Genomic DNA, 17,681 nt, shown 5'->3' with positions numbered 1-17,681 from the left:
TCATATACTTCCTTCAACCCTGCTGAAATCAATATTTGGCTGCCAATATTGACGGATATTAACTATGTAGTTACTATATGAGCTACCCGTTCCGCGCTGATTTCTGCCCCTTGTACCCGATACGGTGTAATTTGCCATGGCTGTAGCTTTCATCTTTGGTGTTAACTTTAACGATCCATTGAAGGAAAAAACATTTCTGTTCAAGGATTGATAAGGTACAATACCTCTGTCGTAAAAATTCGTATAAGAAAAACGATAAGTTGTCTTAGTGTCATTTCCAGTCAGAGACAAGCTATTGTTCAGCGTTACCGGATTTTGAAAGAGCTCCAAAGGATCACTATCAGGCATCACCCAAGGACGTGGCTGCATATAATAGGGTGATTCTGGGTAAAACGAATCCCATTGATAAACCATCAAATTGGGATCGTAAGCAGCACCGAAACCACCATATTGAGTATATGGAGCCACTAGATCCAGCACGCCATCACCATCAACGTCTTCTTGCACAAAATAATTATTTGACTGCAATCCTCCAGACAAGGGACCATAAGCTGCCCCATATTCTGTCTGATACTCCGCAAAAGTACTCCTATTAATAGTTCCAAATGTTGTAGATGAATTAACGGCAATGCCAACTCCCACCTTCTTGTCCCCCTTCTTTGTGGTAATAATAATGGCCCCATTTGCAGCTCTTGATCCGTACAGTGCCGTAGCCGCTGCCCCTTTCAACACATTCACAGATTCGATGTCATCCGGATTAATATCGGTAGCCAGATTTCCAAAATCATAGCCGTTATTGGTCGAGTTCCTATTTGAGTTATCAATAGGCACACCATCCACCACCCATAGAGCCTGATTATTACCAGTTAGCGACTTATTCCCTCGAATTACAATGCTGGCAGAAGCTCCTAATCCATTATTGGAACGAATTTGCACACCCGACACTTTACCGGAAAGTGCACTGGTGACATTTCCAGTATTAATTGTACTCACGACATCTCCAGATATTTCCTGTGTAGAATACCCCAGTGATCGTTTCTCCCTGGAAATACCCAATGCGGTAACTACCACTTCATTTAGATCCGTAGCCTGCTCGCTTAACGTGACGTCATAACGACTAGTTGTTCCAACCGTAATACGGTGTGGTTGATAACCAATTGAAGATATAATTAACGTAGCGCCTTCGGCCACTTGGATAGAATAAGAACCACTGGCGTCAGTCTGCGTTCCAACATTCGATCCTTCCACTTTTATAGATGCACCTGGCACGGCCAAGCCATCACTGGCCGCCGTTATTTTTCCTGTAACGGTTTTTTGTTGCGCTATGACACCATGTATCATAAAGAGACAACAGATAAAAAGTACTACTCTTTTTTTCATATTATTTAGTTTAGTTAATTTTCTGTTTTTGGAGGACACGAATATGTATATATACAACATATCCATATCACAATTAAAAAAAGCAACTATCTGGAAAAGGGCGGTGACTATTGCCATATTCTGATAGCTCTCGTGCCAGCAAAACATGGCACAATTACCCTCAAAATTTAACGATTGTTTTTTTGGTGAGCGGTTGTCCGGAATACCGGTTCAACAATACAAATATAACTGGGAGGATGGCGGTTTGCTAACCGTATATTAACTTCTTTAAACCAATATTTAACTATTGTAATTACCTAATACACATTGCTTTGTTATGTAACAAAAGACATTGCGATTGCCTAGTCCATTTCTCGTTTAAATGTTCACTATCCTTGTGATTTTCCACTGCCAACAAGGGTTGGTTAGCATAAACTCTAGTTCCTAACTACGTTGTTCGGAAAAAGAATTTAGGCACATTACAGGTATTGGTAGTTGTAAGATATTGTAACTAATATCTATATTAAAAAAAGAATGCCTTACGAATCAATCGTAAGGCATTCTTCTTCCTATAAAAAGTATTTCTACCTGAAATTATAGAATTTCCAGTTTGATTGGTAGTTCTCGATCAGTTTATTGTCCAAAAAGATATTTCTGACCATTTCCACGGGCATACTACTTAAGTGCAGAATATTGTCATGGAACTCCTTAATAGGCATTTTTCCACTGTCTACCAATTCTTTCTTTAGTGAATAGAATTGCAGACCGCCCACCAAGTAGGATAATTGGTATAAGGGGTAGTTATTAGGTCTCACGTGTCCGCCCACTTCGTAAATAGCATTCCCAAACTCGTGGCCCACCTTGTTGACCAAAAAGTCCACGCATTGGTCTGGCGTCCAGTTGCCCATCTGGAAATTGGAGGAGAAAATAATTCTCGCTGCTCTATGGATACGCCAAAACAGCATACCGATCTTTTGTTCGTTGGTCTTAGGGAAGCCCATGTCCCACAATAAGAACTCCCAATAGAGCGCCCAGCCTTCTCCAGAAAAAGAAGAGCCAAAGTTCCTGTAGGAACGGTAGCGCTGGTCATTATAGGATGTAGCATTGTGGCCGGGAATCAACTCATGGTGCACCGTAGCAAACGAAAAATTGGGATTGTTGCCACGCATGCTCTCCAAACGGTAATTGATGTACCAGTTGTTGGTGGGATAGGTAATTGTAATATCTCGTCCCCCTTGGAAAAAACGACCACTGCCCCTTTCCGAAGGCCTCATCTTCATACCCCACACCTCTTCTTCCAGGGGCGGGGCGGTAACGAGGTCATGTGCGTTGACAAAGTCTACGGACTGCTTGTACAAGTCATAGATCGCTTCTGGTTGATGGCCAGGATCCACATAGGTATCTTTGACAAATTCCACGGCCTTCTTCCAATCATCTCCAAACCCCATATCCCGCGATACTTTCCTGAACTCCGTTTCACACCATTCAAACTCCTTGGTTGCAATAGCTATCAGTTCGTCTATGGTATAAGGAATTAAAGCGTGCTCAAGCAATTTACTTAATTCCTCCTTTCCTACGGGTGTACGGGCAATGATATTATATTTACCTAATGTTTTCCCCTTTGATTTAATGACTGTGGCATAGGCCGTCAGGGCAGAATCCACCTGACCTGCCGGCACAGGCACCCACCAGGTAAACAAGGGATCATACCCATTGTAAAACTCCATGACGCTATTCAATGCCGTCTTTAGACCATTGATGGTTTCCTCTGCACGCACGATAGAGGTGGCATCTAGGATAATGGCGCTGTCCCGTAGACTTGTACTCAATGCACCAATTTCTAGGGTGGTATGGTGTAGGTCGATGGCCAGTTTCTTAGAGTCCAAGTAGGTTCCTCGTGTTCGCTGCTTTTCCGCTTCATAGATTTTATCTGCAAACGGGAAAAGGAAAGCCACTTGATGCAATTCGTTCGCTTCTTCTTTGGACAAGCGCAATTTTTCCCTCAAATCCCTGCCGAACAAAAGGTAGTCCACCTTACATTCCTGCGAAAGTGACTTAAAGTCGACTCCATCCAATTGATTGATGTAGTCGCTATATAAGTTTTCCAGCCGAGCTCTTCTAGCCGGTGACTGCCGCACCACATAAAAACGTTGGAGTGCCGCATAGTCAGCATTGAAGTGATGTAGCAGCTGAGGCATCACGTCACAAGGAACAAACTTATCCTTTGTTTCCGAGTAAGACTGGGAATACGATAGCTTGGTAAAAACCGCGAAGGTAAGCGCACACATTAAGCACTTAAAATTAACTCTCATCGTCAAAAAAAGTAAGTTAGACACTCATTCATAGTTGATCCATGCCAATACCTTATTCTACAACTATATCTAGCAAGTGCTAGCTGCCCTTTTCATTTAAGTTTATCGATCGGATGGTGCGCAAACCGAACACTGGACCTGCGCGATGTCCTTTGTGAGGATGAAATTTCACCGTAATCTTTTTCTTACCTTGTAGAAGACCAGCTGGTATAGCATATTTTTCCGTCAAGAAAGCTCCGTCTTTTTTGCCGGAAATATTCTCGGTAGCAACTTTCACATCGTCTATCAATATATCAAAGGTTTTGGATCCGGTGTATCCCCCCCAATAATCAACAGCAAGTGCCATAGGTTCCTCGCCGCTTACTTTCATGTCAAAGGAAAACCAGCCACCCCGTTCTGCCTGTCTTGCTTTTTGTCCTTGTTGCGAGGTCGTATGAGTCCCTTCTCCCTGAAAATTATGATCTCGCTCTGGTTGCATCTCGCCTGGTTGCACAAAATCATAGGTTATGGATTCCAACAATCGCTTTGCCTCTGTTTCTTTTTCATAAGCAACCCGTTGTGCTTCCCATTCCGCTTGGGTAAACATATCAAAATAGACCGAATAATTTCTATCATGCGTAGTATAAAATGGTTTCAAGATCACATCCCTCGGTTTACCCACTTCATACAAAGCAAAGGTATTGGTCTCGCCTGTTGGACGTGTCCAAACTTTTGGATCACGGTTTTCAGTGAACAATACTGGCACATAGTCGGGTGTGTTTACCATGGGGTCGTCTGATGGGCCAAGATCGCCAGCTAAGACCAGGGGACCATAAAGCATGGCAATTCTTTTACTATCATCTGGCATTGCCTCCAAACGTAAGGTAAAAGGAAAATCTACTGAGATCTGATCTTCGTTATTCCATTTTCTCGTCACAGACACATAACTTTCCGCTTTGCTCTCCACATTTATTTTCTCACCGTTCACACTTACGACCATGCCTTTTTCTGCCCAGTAAGGGTATCTAATCTTAATTGTCAGTTTTGTTGGTTTTTCAGTGTAGACCAGCAAATTAGTATTTTGCTCGTTAGGAAATTGTGTGTTCTGAACAAGTTTCAATCCCTTTTCTTTCCAGTTTAGCTCAGAAGCAATAAACTGATTGACATATAGCTCATTCTCATTATAGTAATATATATGGGCAGCATATTTGGCGTGATTCTCCATGCCAGTACCTACACAACAAGTAAAGCCAAAGGGATTTTGGTAATGCTTGTGCCCGCCCATCTCCAATGAAAGGTTATAGATCACGTTTCCGCTTTCGGGGTGTTGAGACGACAGTATCTGGTTGAACAGTGCCCGTTCATAATAATCGGCCATCTTGGCATCTGGATTCCATTGGAAGAATATATCCGAGAGCTTCAACATGTTATACACATTACAGGTCTCGGTAGTCTTGTCGCTCAGACGCTTACTCAAATGGTCTGGATGGCCGAAATACTCGAAATTTGCATTTCCACCTGTTACATAGCTGTGATGGTTTACCACCCGATCCCAAAAATAGGCCACAATGATGGAATCTCTTACGTCGCCAGTAGCCTCATAACGTTTGGCGATTCCTATTACTTTGGGTATTTGTGTATTGGCATGTAAGCCAGAAAGACTGTCCTGCCTATTTGCCAAAGGATCTAATACCGCCTTGTGATAGAATTTATCAGCCAACTGGAGGTATTTATCTTCTTCGGTGTCGGTATAAAGGTCTACTAGTACCTCATTCATACCGCCATGCTCACAGTGCAACATTTCTTGTAATTGATCTTCTGTCAGCAGGCTGAGTATATTTTGTGTCCAATCGGCAAAACGCTTTTCCACTGTCAACGCCTGTTGATTACCCAGTAAATGATAAGTGTCTCGCAAGCCAGCCATAATTTTGTGCTGTACGTAGAACGGTGCCCAAAGACCATTGAGGTCAAATCCCTGCGACTCTATTTCACCTTTGGCTATTTGCTCCTCAAAAATCAACTTTGCCTTATCGTAAGCTCCCAAATACCCGCTGCCACTTACCTGCTGACAAGAATCCAATTCGGACACTATATAATTGGCACGATCGAGGAAACGCCTGTCTCCTGTGGTTTGATACATCAGCGATATGGCCGAAAGGTAATGACCTAAGCTATGGCCCGCCAGCGAACCATCTTCCCATCCCTTGTAACTTTCAGCCTTGGGTTCGAGACCGCTGTTCTTCCTAAATTTGGATAACAAGCGATCTGGTTCGTAATTCAATAGGGTTTCCTTTCCCAAATCTGTTGCATGCTTGAAAGGTCCGTCCAGCAACTTGATATCTGAAAGCGGAAAAGCATGAACAAGCCTTACATCTTTTTGCTTTTTACAGGCTGCTATTAATACGATCGCTAACAGAATATTGTAAAACAATGACTTATATCTAATCATGCCAACCATTATTTTACTTTCCATCATAAAAACGCCAATTCGTCTTAAAATCCTTATTCAGCTTTTGGTCTGTCAGTATAGCCCGCACCATTTCCACGGGCATCGCATTCAAGCTGATAACCTTGTCGTGAAAGGCTTTGTCAGTCATTTTTCCACCGCCCACTAGTTCCTTGTGCAAGGCATAGAACTGGCGACCACCAGTAAGATAAGCTAATTGGTACAAGGGAGGATAGCTACCAATAAACGATCTGCGAACCTCGCCCTCTGCATTGGCACGTTCAAAGCCCACGCGATCGACCAAGAAGTCGATACATTGCTGTGGAGTCCATTTGCCTAAATGGTAATTGAGCGAGAAGATGATTCGCGCGCAGCGGTGCATATGCCAGAACAACATACCTATGCGATCTTCGGGTCCTTTGGGAAAATTCAAGTCCCAAAGCAATAGTTCCCAGTAGAGTGCCCAACCCTCTGTCCAAAAAGGCGTCCTGAAATTGCGGTAAGTGCGGTGTCGTGCGTTCATGAACCCTTGCAGGTTATGTCCCGCTATCAGTTCGTGGTGCACGGTGGACCTAGAAAAATGCGGATTATTGCCCCGCATGCTCATCATGCGATCGTCGTAGTCCATCGTATTGGTTGGATAGGAGATCATGATATTGGTGCCTCCCAGAAAAAAGGGACTTACCTTCTGGGCTTCGGGCGAAAGCATGTACATGCCCCAAACCTCTTCCGCCAATGGCGGTACGGTAATCAGATCGTGTTCTTTCAGAAAATCAATTGATTCTTTGTAAAGGCCATAGATCATTTCGGGTTGTTCGCCCGGTTCTACATAGGTGTTCTTTACTTTTTCCAATGCGGCATGCCAATCGTCGCCAAATCCCATTTCCCTACTTGCTCTTAGCATTTCGGCATCGCACCAGGCAAATTCCTTGTTGGCGATATCCACCAGTTCGTCTGGCGAGTAGGGAATGAACTCGAACTGCAATTGCCTTGCAAGTTCATCTCGTCCTACGGGATTGCCTACGATGCCGCTTTTATCGACCTCCTTGCCCTTCTCCGTTTTTTGTCTGAACAGACGAGCGTAATTGTTCATGCTACTGTCCAGCTTGGTATAGGTGGCCGGTACCCACCAAGTAAACAAGGGGTCGTATCCATTGTAGAACTCATAGACACTGCTTGCTGCATTGCGCAGGTCATTGATAACCAACAGGGATTCATCGACGTCCTCTTTGTCCAATACTTCCGTAGCTTTCAGCTTGTTGGTAAGCGATTCGATTTCTTTGGTTGCTTGATTCCAATCCTTAGCCAGCTGAGCTGCATCTGGCCTTAGTCCTCTACGACGATCCTTGTTATAGGAATAAATCCGTTTGGAAAAGGGGAACCAGGTCTTTACCCGTTCGTACGCGTTTGCCTCCTCTTTTGCTCGCGAAAGCCGGTCATTTAAGTCCCTCTTAAACAGGATATAATCCACTTTGCATTCTTGTGGGAGGGCATTAAAATCCAATGCACCCAACCTTTTTAGATAACCGTCATATAGTTTCAGTAGACGTCCAGTACGCTCCGGCGAACCACCTGTATTAGAAGTTCCACGTCCCCCAGCGGCCTGTCCTCCAGAGCCAGTCGATGGGGTATAAAAGCGCACTAACGCTCCATAATCTGCAGTGAACTCTTGCATAAGAGCGGGAATCTCGTTGCATGGCGCATAATCCAGGATTTCCTGCGCAAAAATTTGGCAACAACTTACTTTCATCAATAGGAAGAGGCCGATGAGCCTAGGAACACTAGTTTTTGACATGGTCTGTTTGGGTTTAGCTTCAATAATACGTTGGGCTAAGATACGCAAAATACAATGATCAGATTTTTAAATATTGATCATTTTTGCCCATATATTGATCAAAATCTAGGTTAACATGATTGTTACGAAAAACAACTTCCTGAAAAAGATTTATTTTGATTGATCGTATCTTAGGCTATCTTTGTATCGTCCTTTAGGCACTGTTCTTGTTGCCGAAAAAGCACAATCCAGCCTTTGAATCTACAAGAAGGCTTTTCTAAACAAAAACACTGATGAACAAACAACATATCGTTATTATTGGTGGCGGTTTTGCTGGGGTGAACCTCTCCAGATCACTTGCCAACAGTCCCTATTACCATATTACATTGGTTGACAGAAACAATTACAACTTCTTCCCCCCTCTTATCTATCAAGTAGCGTCCAGTTATTTACAGATCTCCAATGTAACGCTTCCCTTTCGCACGCTTTTCAAAAAGCAGCACAACCTCGATTTTCTAATGGGTGAACTGGAGCGAGTCGATCCTGCCAACAAAACGGTCTATCTATCATCAGGCAAGCTGCAATATGACAAACTAGTGATTGCCGCGGGTACGGACACCAATTTTTTTGGCAATGAAAACCTGAAGAAATACGCCCTTTGCATGAAGAACCTAGATGACGCACTGTACATGAAGAAATGTTTGCTCAACAATTTTGAATTGGCGGCCAGTGCTACGAATGAAGATGAAATCAGGGAAAGGCTCACCATATTAATTGCCGGTGGAGGGCCATCGGGGGTAGAACTATCCGGCATCATGGCCGAGTACAACAACACACTCTTTGCACATGATTTCAGATCCCTAGCCCAAAGAGGATTTCGGCTGGACATACATTTGGTAGACGGCAGCACCAGCTTGTTGAAGGCTATGTCAGAAAAGGCGCAAACAACAGCCCTTAAAGCATTGGAAAAAGCAGGAGTACAGGTACATTTCAAAAAGCGTGTACAGGATTACAATGGTCAGGAAGTGTTCCTTGATACAGGAGAGGTTATTCGCGCTAGGCAATTGGTATGGACTACGGGCGTTACGGTAAAAACGATCGAAGGCTTCAACGAAGAGATTTATGGAGGCGGGAACCGTCTGCTAGTCGATGCTTATAACCGCCTGATAGGTTATGAGGACATATATGCCATTGGCGACATCTGTTTACAGAAAAGCGACGAGAATTATCCAGACGGACACCCTCAATTGGCACAGGTGGCCATACAACAGGGAAAGAACCTGGCAAAAAACCTCGTCAATATCACCAAAGGCAAAACATTACATCCGTTTTCCTATTACGACAAGGGTACAATGGCCATTGTTGGAAAGAGTATTGCGGTCGCTGACTTACCCAAACCCAAATGGAGCTTCTCAGGTTTTTTCGCGTGGCTACTTTGGCTTTTCATTCACCTGATGTTCCTGGTAAGCTATAGGAACCGTATTAGAACTTTCTTCGAGTGGATGGCATCTTATTTTTCAAAGGACAAACCGTTTAGATATATTATTGATGAATCTAAAAAAATAAATCAATAAACCCGAAAAACACATAGCACCTAACCTTGTTCTTTACATATGAGGAAAACAATTATGGTATTGTTTTCCAATATAGTGGCCCTTAAAGTACTGGCAAATGGACAAGGAATTGATAAAACTCTATGACGAGTATACGCACAAGCCTTTATCTAGGCAAGACTTTATTAGACAATTGGTTAGCCTTACAGGAAGCATGGCCGTGGCCATGTCGGTATTACCCTTGTTGGAAAACAACTATGCGCACGCATCCGAAATACCTAATGAGGATATCATTAACGAGGACATTACGTTCAATGCAAGCAACGGCCCTTTAACAGGTTTTCTATCAAGACCGAAAAAAACCAGAAAGCATGGTTGCGTACTGGTCATTCATGAAAACAGGGGATTGAATGCCCATATCAAGGATATAGCAAAACGCCTGGCCATAGAAGGGTTTATAGCGCTCGCTCTTGACGCCCTTTCTTCTTATGGCGGTACTCCTGAAGATCAGGACGAAGCGCGTACGCTGATAGGTAAACTAGATCCCGAGATAAATCTCACGAACTACTTGGATACTTTGGAATATCTTCGTCAATTGCCCTACGGCAATGGCAAGACAGGATGCATCGGTTTTTGCTGGGGTGGCGGAATAGCCAATGACCTTGCCACCAAAGATCCTAGATTGAATGCAGCAGTGTCCTATTATGGCAGACAGGCAAGGCAAGAAGATGTCCCCCATATCAAGGCAAAGCTCTTGTTGCACTACGCGGGTTTAGATGAAAGAATCAATGTGGGTATACCCGCTTTTCAAGAAGCCTTGGATAGTAACCATATAGATTATCAACTATTTATATACGAAGGAGTAAACCATGCCTTCAACAATGAGACTTCGGCTGCGCGCTATGACGAACAAGCGTCCAAATTGGCTTGGAAACGTAGCATAGATTTGTTTAACAGCACCTTAATGTAGACGGCTCAAAACTAGTTTTGAGCCGTCTACATTAAGGTGCTGTGCTGTGTTTAAATTATTCCTCGTACATCCGTACGGCACTGTGCCCCACTCCTTCTATAGCCTTCTTGATCCCGAAAGCATTTAAATTCTTGCCTTTTACTATCAGGAGCTTATATATCGAATCAAAGTCTATCTTCCATTCCACTATACCATTGATGGTGTTCATAATCTTGAGCAATTCTCCTAACGATTCAGAAGAATAAAAGTCCGTTCTAAATTTTAAGGTTTCCATATCAAAATATTTGCAGTTAAAGAATTGATGATGTTTGATCGTTTCTGTTTCTATGGTTTTACGATAAGGACAGACGGCGTATCCGCCAGCCAAATGCTTCTAGACTCTACCACTTTCTTCCAACTATCTAAGCTAATCAGCATTAAATCATACTGTTGCAAGAAAGACTTGTCCATTTTGTTTTCATGAACGAGCATCAATTGCTCTGGAGCAACCAGTTCAATAGACCTAATCGCTTCCTTAAATTCGACGTTCTGCCTGATAGTTCCCGATAGGTCCATCAATGTGATCTTCACACCTCCATTATGGATCAGCTTTTGGATATATATCAGCAGAAAACTATCGCTCAACGAAAAAATTGGGACAACAACCTGCCTTATGACATCCATGTTTTTGTCAATAAATATACCCGTAGGTATCTTCGTATTGCGAAGGATGTGTTTTGTTCTCTCATCGAATATCCCTAAGGTAAACAAGGCATTTCGGCCTTTTATACTTTCGTAAAGTCGTTCTGGATTGACCACTTTGGTAGTGAAACCCAATATTTTACCCAAAAAAGTACCTTCAAATACAGAACGGCCAATACCTATAAGAAGAAGATCAAATTCACCCTTATTGGCAATTTCAATGATATCTTCATCGATATTTTGGCTAGGTTTGAATAGAGCGACCACTTTTTGTCCCAATCTATCGGCTTCAAATTGAATGGGGGCAAAACTATCCCGCTCATATTCAAAAGCATTAAACTGATTCAACTCATTAGCAGGAGAAAGATGCAGGGCTGTAAGACTGACGTTTTCTTTGGTCTTGTTAGTCAAGCCATTGGCCAATCTCACCAGCTTTTGCCCGCTTATAGGATTTCCAAAAGCAATGAGTATGTTGTATTTGTCTATTTCCAGCTTTGGTGCTAGTAAGTCATCATCCGCCTTAAATAGTTTGTCGATCAAATCCAGGGCTGGTCCCGTCATGAAAGTGGTTACCAATGCCATAAGCACTAGCATGGCAAATACCTCTGGCGATAGTACGCCAAGGTCATAACCAATATTGAGGGCCACCAGTTCCATGAGTCCCCGGGTATTCATCAAGGCGCCTATGGTGAGGCTGCCTTTCCAATCCTGACCTACAAAACGTGCCGCTATGGCGCTACCTACAAATTTGCCTACCACGGCCACAGCTATGAAAACAAAGCACAGACCCCAAAGGCCGGGTTCGTTCAGCAAGCCTATTTGTGTACGAAGTCCCGTGAAGACAAAAAACAGTGGTAATAGTAACACCAGCGCGAGATCCTCTACTTTTTCTATAAAAATATTCCTGAAATTGACATTTGCCGGCATAATTACCCCAGCCATAAAAGCACCGAACAGTGCGTGTATACCGATCACTTCGGTACTCCAAGCAGAGATCAACAGCGTTACGAAGAATATACCGACAATGGGCTTGCTAAGGCTTTCCTTACTGGAATATAGATCCCCTATTCTTCGCAAGAATGGCCTTACCAGTTTGAGCATGGCCACAACGTAAAGCACAGATAGCATGATAGTGTATATGGCGCTAGCTAGGGAACCCGCCTTTACAATAGCTATTACCGCTGCCAGTATACACCATGCGGTAATATCGTCTGCCGCAGCGCAGGTAATGGCCATCGCTCCCAGTTTGGTTTTGGAAAGTCCTCTTTCCTGAACGATGCGTGCCAATACGGGAAAAGCCGTAATACTCATCGATATACCAATGAAAAGCGCATAGGAAATAAAATTGACTTGCTCTGGTGCTGTCTGCTCGTAGATAAAATAAGCAAGTACCACCCCTAGTGCAAAAGGGAATATAATGCTGGCATGGCTTACCACAACGGCCTCATGGGCCTTGTTCTTCAAGATACCCAAATCCAGTTCCATACCGACTACAAACATGAAAAGAATAAGGCCTATCTGGCTCATCACCCCCAAATTGCCCAACGAGCTGGCGGGAAAAAGGAAAGTGGAAAATTCAGGAAAATACGCCCCTAACAGGGACGGTCCCAAAACAATCCCGGCCAATATCTCTCCAATAACACTTGGCTGGCCAATCTTGCGACACACATAACCAAAACAACGCGCTACAAGAATAATGGTGATAATTTGCAGCAGCAGGATAGCCAAAGGATACGAAAGGTTTTCTTGCAAAGATTCAACAAAGTGATCAAAGGCATTCACGCCATCGCCTTGACTTGAGGGGATGGATTTCCCCGCCTCCAAAGCACTTCCTTGATGAATTAAGAAATAAATGAAGACGGAAAGTCCGCCTATGGTAAGTATGTAAAATATGAGTTCTTTAAATCGCTTCATTCAGACTTTGCTCTTTTGTGCGAAGCGAATTTAGTGAAAGACTAACAATAAAAAATAAGCTAGGACATATTTTGTAATAAAGGGGGGAAAAATTGTAATGAAGGTTGGTTACAGATTTTCCAGAAAGGCTTTCCTATAATTCTCCGACAGTTGAAAGCCAAGGTGCTTCCCATGAATGTCTTTCCGTTTGGTCAATACTGAATCATGTGTATAGGACAGTACGATGCGTTTGGCAATGATTGTTTGCCTATTGATTCTCAAAAATTCATTTGCGGGTAATAACTGCAGCAGTTGATCAAAGGAAATATTTTTCAACACGACTTCATCATCATCAAGGACAACCTGCTTATCTCTCTTATCACTTTCCGAAACGGAGATAAAGGCAATCTGGTAAAAGTAAAGCAGGATTTTTCCGCGGTTGCTATTTAGCTGAGCAAAACCTCCCTTGTCCTTTTTCGCTTCCAATACCTTGACGACTTTATCTATGGCTTTTCTTAGACGCATAGGCTGAATGGGCTTAACGATATAGTCAACAGCTTCCAGATCAAAGGCATTCGCAGCATATTCTTTGTAAGCGGTAACGAATATAATCGCTTTGTTATTCAATCGGGACGCTACTTCCACACCATTTACCAAAGGCATTTGTATGTCCATGATGCAGGTGTCGTAGTCTAGATCTGCTTCCTGCAACAGGAATTTTTGTGGGTCGTCAAAAGCCCTTACGACTTCCACGTCGGTAAATTGCTCGCATATACTGCGCAGATAGCGAAGCCCAGGCAGCTCATCGTCCAATAATATGCACCTCAACGTCATGGCTTATCCAGCTTTATTTTCAACTGCGAAATATATACTTCATTATTTATAGTCTCGATCAGGGAAAAGCCATCAATGCCATAAATGGCTTTCAGCCTGTTTTTGAACATGACATTTCCAAGTCCTCCCTTATTTTTTTGCTCTTTCTTGCCCCTTGGTATCTTGTTGGCCACATACAACTGAAACCAATTATCGTCTTCGATGGAAAAAACAATACTTATAAAGGCATCGTCACTTTGAATATCGGCATGCTTAAAGGCATTCTCTATAGGATTGGCACAGGAAAACGGAGCGATCATCATTTCATGATAAATCGTCTCGTCCTCCCTGATTTTATTCTTGAACCGAATATCAAAAAGCGGGCTCGTCTTTAGCTTATTGATCTCCACCAAGCTCTTTGCAAAATTGATCTCTTCGGCCAGGCTTACCATCCTGTTATCACTGTCATATAAGATATAATCCAGTACATTGGAAAGCTTGTCAAGTGCATAATAGCTTTGATAGGCATGCGATTGTATGGCATTTAAGGCATTTCGAAACAAATGGGGATTGAGCTTATATCGTAATTGGTCTGCATCCAGGCCGGTCGTTTTTTGCTCTAGCTCCTTATACTTAGCCTGTAAGTGCTGCTTATCATGCTTCAATTGGCTAAACTGCCTCCAAAGAAATATAAGAAGAGCCAATGCCACGAAAAGCAACACCCCCAAAACAAGAACAAAAAACGGCAAAGTTCCCTTCATGATAGCCTACAAAGATAGGTGAAATGGATAAAAATTCCTTATACAGACAACTGCAAAGAGTTCTTTGCACTTTTTTTCGCAAGAGCAACAAAAATAATACATAACAACATGAGAAATAGATTTATAAAGCCAAGTAAAGCAAGTATTTTTGGTTCATTACTTTTCTCAACTATTTATTTTAAAAATAAAACTGGATTTTAAATATGCGTAGTATTTACCTTCTCCTCCTATTTCTCATTATCTCTCCTAATGGCCTTCTTGCTCAAACAAGCATAACTACGCCCAAGGAACATTTCGGTTTCACTATTGGTGACGATTATCAATTGGCAAACTATACACAGACGGAGGCCTATTTTAAGAAAATTGCCGATCAGTCCGATAGGGTATTGCTGACGGAGATAGGCAAAACAGAGGAAGGCAGAACACAATATGTCATGGTGGTCTCTGCTCCCAAAAACATCGCTCAGCTCTCCAAGCTGAAAAACATTTCGCAGCAACTTACCAGAGCTGAAGGCATAAGTCCTCAAGAAGCCAAAAAATTATCCCTGGAGGGCAAGCCGGTGGTATGGATAGATGGCGGTCTACATGCCAACGAAACCGTTGGTGCTCATCAACTCATAGAAACTTTTTATCAGTTGGCAAGTCGGCAAGACGACGAGACCTTACGTATCTTGGACAACGTAGTAATCCTGCTTTCTCAAGTTAATCCCGATGGACAAGAGTTAATGTCCAATTGGTATATGATGCGGCCAGATACGTTAAAAAGAGCTATGGACATTCCCAGACTCTATCAGAAATATATCGGCCACGACAATAATAGGGATTTTTACATGAACAACATGAAGGAAAGCATCCATATCTCTAGGCAACAGTACATCGAGTGGATGCCCCAGATCATATACAATCATCACCAGACAGGTCCTGCGGGAACAGTAGTGGCAGGCCCCCCCTATCGCGATCCGTTCAATCAGGTCTATGACCCTTTGGTCATCACTGGCATAGACGGCGTAAGCGCTGCCATGATCAACAGGCTCAATGCCGAGGAGAAGCCTGGCTATACACGATTAAAAGGGTCGGTCTACTCCACCTGGTGGAACGGTGGACTACGCACTACGCCCTATTTCCACAATATGATTGGTATCCTCACCGAAATCATTGGAAACCCTACGCCAATGGAAATCCCCATTGTTCCTGATAGACTGATTCCGGACAATGCTACACCCAATCCCATTAAGCCACAAAAATGGCATTTTAGGCAGTCCATCGACTATTCCCTTTCCTTGAACTACGCCATCCTGGACTATGCAAGTAGGCATGGGGACGAGCTGCTCTACAACATTTATCTGATGGGAAAAAATGCCATAGAGCGTGGAAATCGGGACAATTGGACGCTGTTGCCCAAATACAGGGACTCACTAGTGACATTGGCCCAAAAAGAACGCCCCAATCGTACGCAATACGAACAGGTATACGAGAATCCTGCTCACCGCGATGCTAGGGCCTATATCGTACCATCAGATCAACAAGACTTCCCTACGGCGGTCAAATTTATCAATGCTCTCTTGCGTTCAGGCATCAAAGTGGAGCGAGCAACAGCCGATTTCGTTTATGATGGTAAGAAATATCCAAAAGATTCCTATATCGTACGGACAAATCAGGCATTTCGTCCGCATGTGCTGGATATGTTCGAGCCGCAAGACCATCCCAATGATTTTCTGTATCCAGGTGGTCCTCCCGTGAGGCCATATGACGCAGCAGGGTGGACATTGGCATTTCAAATGGGTGTTGACTTTGACAGGGCACTGGGGGTAGTAGATGGTCCATTCGAAGCGATCGCTTACGGCGAAGATCAAACACCCATCAAACAAGAGGTTCCTCTTTCCAAGGGAGGCTATGTATGGAGCAGTCAGATCAACAACGGTTTCACCTTGGCAAACGATCTATTGCGGCAGGGTGTCAATGTATTCCGTCTTGCTGAAGCTCAAGCGGGTTTCCCCGTAGGATCGTTTTATGTAGAAGCTAAATCAAGATCCAAATTGGGCACCTCCAATGATAGTCTAGGCGTAAAAGTAACTGCTGTAGACAAGAAGCCAAGCCAAGCAAAACGTATTGGCCTGAAGAGGATTGCACTGTATGACCAATATGGAGGGGGTATTCCGTCTGGATGGATGAGATGGATACTGGAACAATATCACTATCCATATGAAGTTATCTATCCAAAAGATATCGACAAGGGAAACCTAGCAACGAAATATGACATCATCCTTTTTGTAAAAGCAGGCATCCCCCCTATCAATGCAACCGAGAATCGCATGGGAATGGGAAGACAACCAGATTCGCTAAGTATTCCAGAAGAATATCGGCACATGCTGGGCACTGTCACCAAGGAGACATCCATACCACAGCTAAAGCTGTTTTTAGAAAGTGGCGGACAAATAATGGCTTTGGGTAGCGCTACAGATCTTGCCTATCACCTTGGTTTACCTGTAGAAAATGCATTGGAAGAAAACGGCAAACCATTGCCCAATGACAAGTTCTATATACCTGGAAGTATCCTGAACGTACAGGTAGACAATTCAACAGTGGCAACGTCTGGAATGAACGAAAGGGCCGATATTGTCTTTAGCAATAATCCTGTTTTCATTTTAAATGGAGACAAGCAACAAGTGAGGCCTTTGATGTGGTTCGACAGTGACAAATCACTTAGAAGTGGATGGGCTTGGGGACAACAGCTTTTGAAAGATAAGGTGGCAGCTTTTGAAGCAAGCGTAGGTAAAGGTACGCTTTACGCTTTTGGGCCGGAAATCACTTTTAGAGGACAATCGCATAGCACTTTTAAACTGGTATTTAACACCTTATATAAATAGGGTCTGCTGAAAAACTCAATGATTTTTTCAGCAGATTTTTGAGTATTGGGGTATGAGGTTGTAATCTTTGCGCAGATCTACCACATATTTGATTACTATATTGATAATGCAATAAAGTGCTAGCTCGGCCAATTTGACCAAGTTAAGCACCAATACGATGCAGCTAATCCAAGCTTCGCTGGTTCTTGCTAGACGAGCTAAAATGAGATTCATTCCGTAACCAGTCTTTGCTTGACCAAACTTTCCTTCGATCGGATTGCGTTCTCCTGGACT

General features: G+C 43.2%; 12 protein-coding genes. 3 read left to right on the top strand and 9 right to left on the bottom strand.

Annotated features, from left to right (window positions below):
- From A37S_RS26430 to A37S_RS0119330, 4 genes are all read right to left on the bottom strand, one after another.
- On the bottom strand, positions 1-1,380 hold the full coding sequence (locus A37S_RS26430) for a TonB-dependent receptor plug domain-containing protein (protein WP_169719536.1): 1,380 nt from the start codon (positions 1,378-1,380) through the stop codon (positions 1-3).
- 563 nt (positions 1,381-1,943) lie between these two features.
- Positions 1,944-3,671, bottom strand: a complete 1,728-nt coding sequence (locus A37S_RS0119340) for a DUF885 family protein (protein WP_036603321.1) — start codon at positions 3,669-3,671, stop codon at positions 1,944-1,946.
- A gap of 79 nt (positions 3,672-3,750) precedes the next feature.
- Positions 3,751-6,099 carry a glycoside hydrolase family 127 protein gene (locus tag A37S_RS0119335; RefSeq protein WP_157278870.1) on the bottom strand — a complete coding sequence of 783 codons (2,349 nt, stop codon included), beginning with the start codon at positions 6,097-6,099 and terminating at the stop codon, positions 3,751-3,753.
- Between the two features lie 13 nt (positions 6,100-6,112).
- Entirely contained in the window at positions 6,113-7,891 is a 1,779-nt protein-coding gene (locus A37S_RS0119330) for a DUF885 family protein (RefSeq protein ID WP_211229827.1), read from the bottom strand.
- A 272-nt stretch (positions 7,892-8,163) separates the two neighbouring features.
- Between A37S_RS0119330 and A37S_RS0119325 the strand changes: the two genes are divergently transcribed.
- Together A37S_RS0119325 and A37S_RS0119320 are read left to right on the top strand one after the other, a co-directional pair.
- Positions 8,164-9,444, top strand: coding sequence for an NAD(P)/FAD-dependent oxidoreductase (locus A37S_RS0119325; protein ID WP_036603316.1), 1,281 nt, complete (start codon positions 8,164-8,166; stop codon positions 9,442-9,444).
- A gap of 97 nt (positions 9,445-9,541) precedes the next feature.
- Positions 9,542-10,393, top strand: coding sequence for a dienelactone hydrolase family protein (locus tag A37S_RS0119320; protein WP_028298409.1), 852 nt, complete (start codon positions 9,542-9,544; stop codon positions 10,391-10,393).
- Between the two features lie 55 nt (positions 10,394-10,448).
- On the opposite strand, the gene A37S_RS0119315 is transcribed toward A37S_RS0119320, so the two are convergent.
- From A37S_RS0119315 to A37S_RS0119300, 4 genes are all read right to left on the bottom strand, one after another.
- Entirely contained in the window at positions 10,449-10,667 is a 219-nt protein-coding gene (locus tag A37S_RS0119315) for a hypothetical protein (RefSeq protein ID WP_028298408.1), read from the bottom strand.
- Positions 10,668-10,717: 50 nt separating this feature from the next.
- Positions 10,718-12,988 carry a cation:proton antiporter gene (locus A37S_RS0119310; protein ID WP_028298407.1) on the bottom strand — a complete coding sequence of 757 codons (2,271 nt, stop codon included), beginning with the start codon at positions 12,986-12,988 and terminating at the stop codon, positions 10,718-10,720.
- A gap of 108 nt (positions 12,989-13,096) precedes the next feature.
- Positions 13,097-13,801, bottom strand: a complete 705-nt coding sequence (locus tag A37S_RS0119305; RefSeq protein WP_028298406.1) for a LytR/AlgR family response regulator transcription factor — start codon at positions 13,799-13,801, stop codon at positions 13,097-13,099.
- Positions 13,798-14,541, bottom strand: a complete 744-nt coding sequence (locus A37S_RS0119300; RefSeq protein ID WP_028298405.1) for a sensor histidine kinase — start codon at positions 14,539-14,541, stop codon at positions 13,798-13,800. Before A37S_RS0119300 ends, A37S_RS0119305 begins: the two co-directional genes overlap by 4 nt.
- Before the next feature lie 203 nt (positions 14,542-14,744).
- Between A37S_RS0119300 and A37S_RS0119295 the strand changes: the two genes are divergently transcribed.
- Positions 14,745-17,408: a M14 family metallopeptidase gene (locus tag A37S_RS0119295; protein ID WP_028298404.1), complete on the top strand. Its 2,664-nt coding sequence runs from the start codon at positions 14,745-14,747 to the stop codon at positions 17,406-17,408.
- Between the two features lie 27 nt (positions 17,409-17,435).
- Here A37S_RS0119295 and A37S_RS28360 read toward each other — a convergent pair.
- Positions 17,436-17,681, bottom strand: a 246-nt coding sequence (locus tag A37S_RS28360) for a transposase (RefSeq protein ID WP_036603309.1), incomplete at its 5' end; no start/stop codon positions are given.

The organism is Olivibacter sitiensis DSM 17696 (assembly GCF_000427965.1).
GTDB classification, from domain to species: domain Bacteria; phylum Bacteroidota; class Bacteroidia; order Sphingobacteriales; family Sphingobacteriaceae; genus Olivibacter; species Olivibacter sitiensis.
Note: the sequence above shows the minus strand (reverse complement) of the source record. Positions and strands in the feature narration are given on the sequence as shown.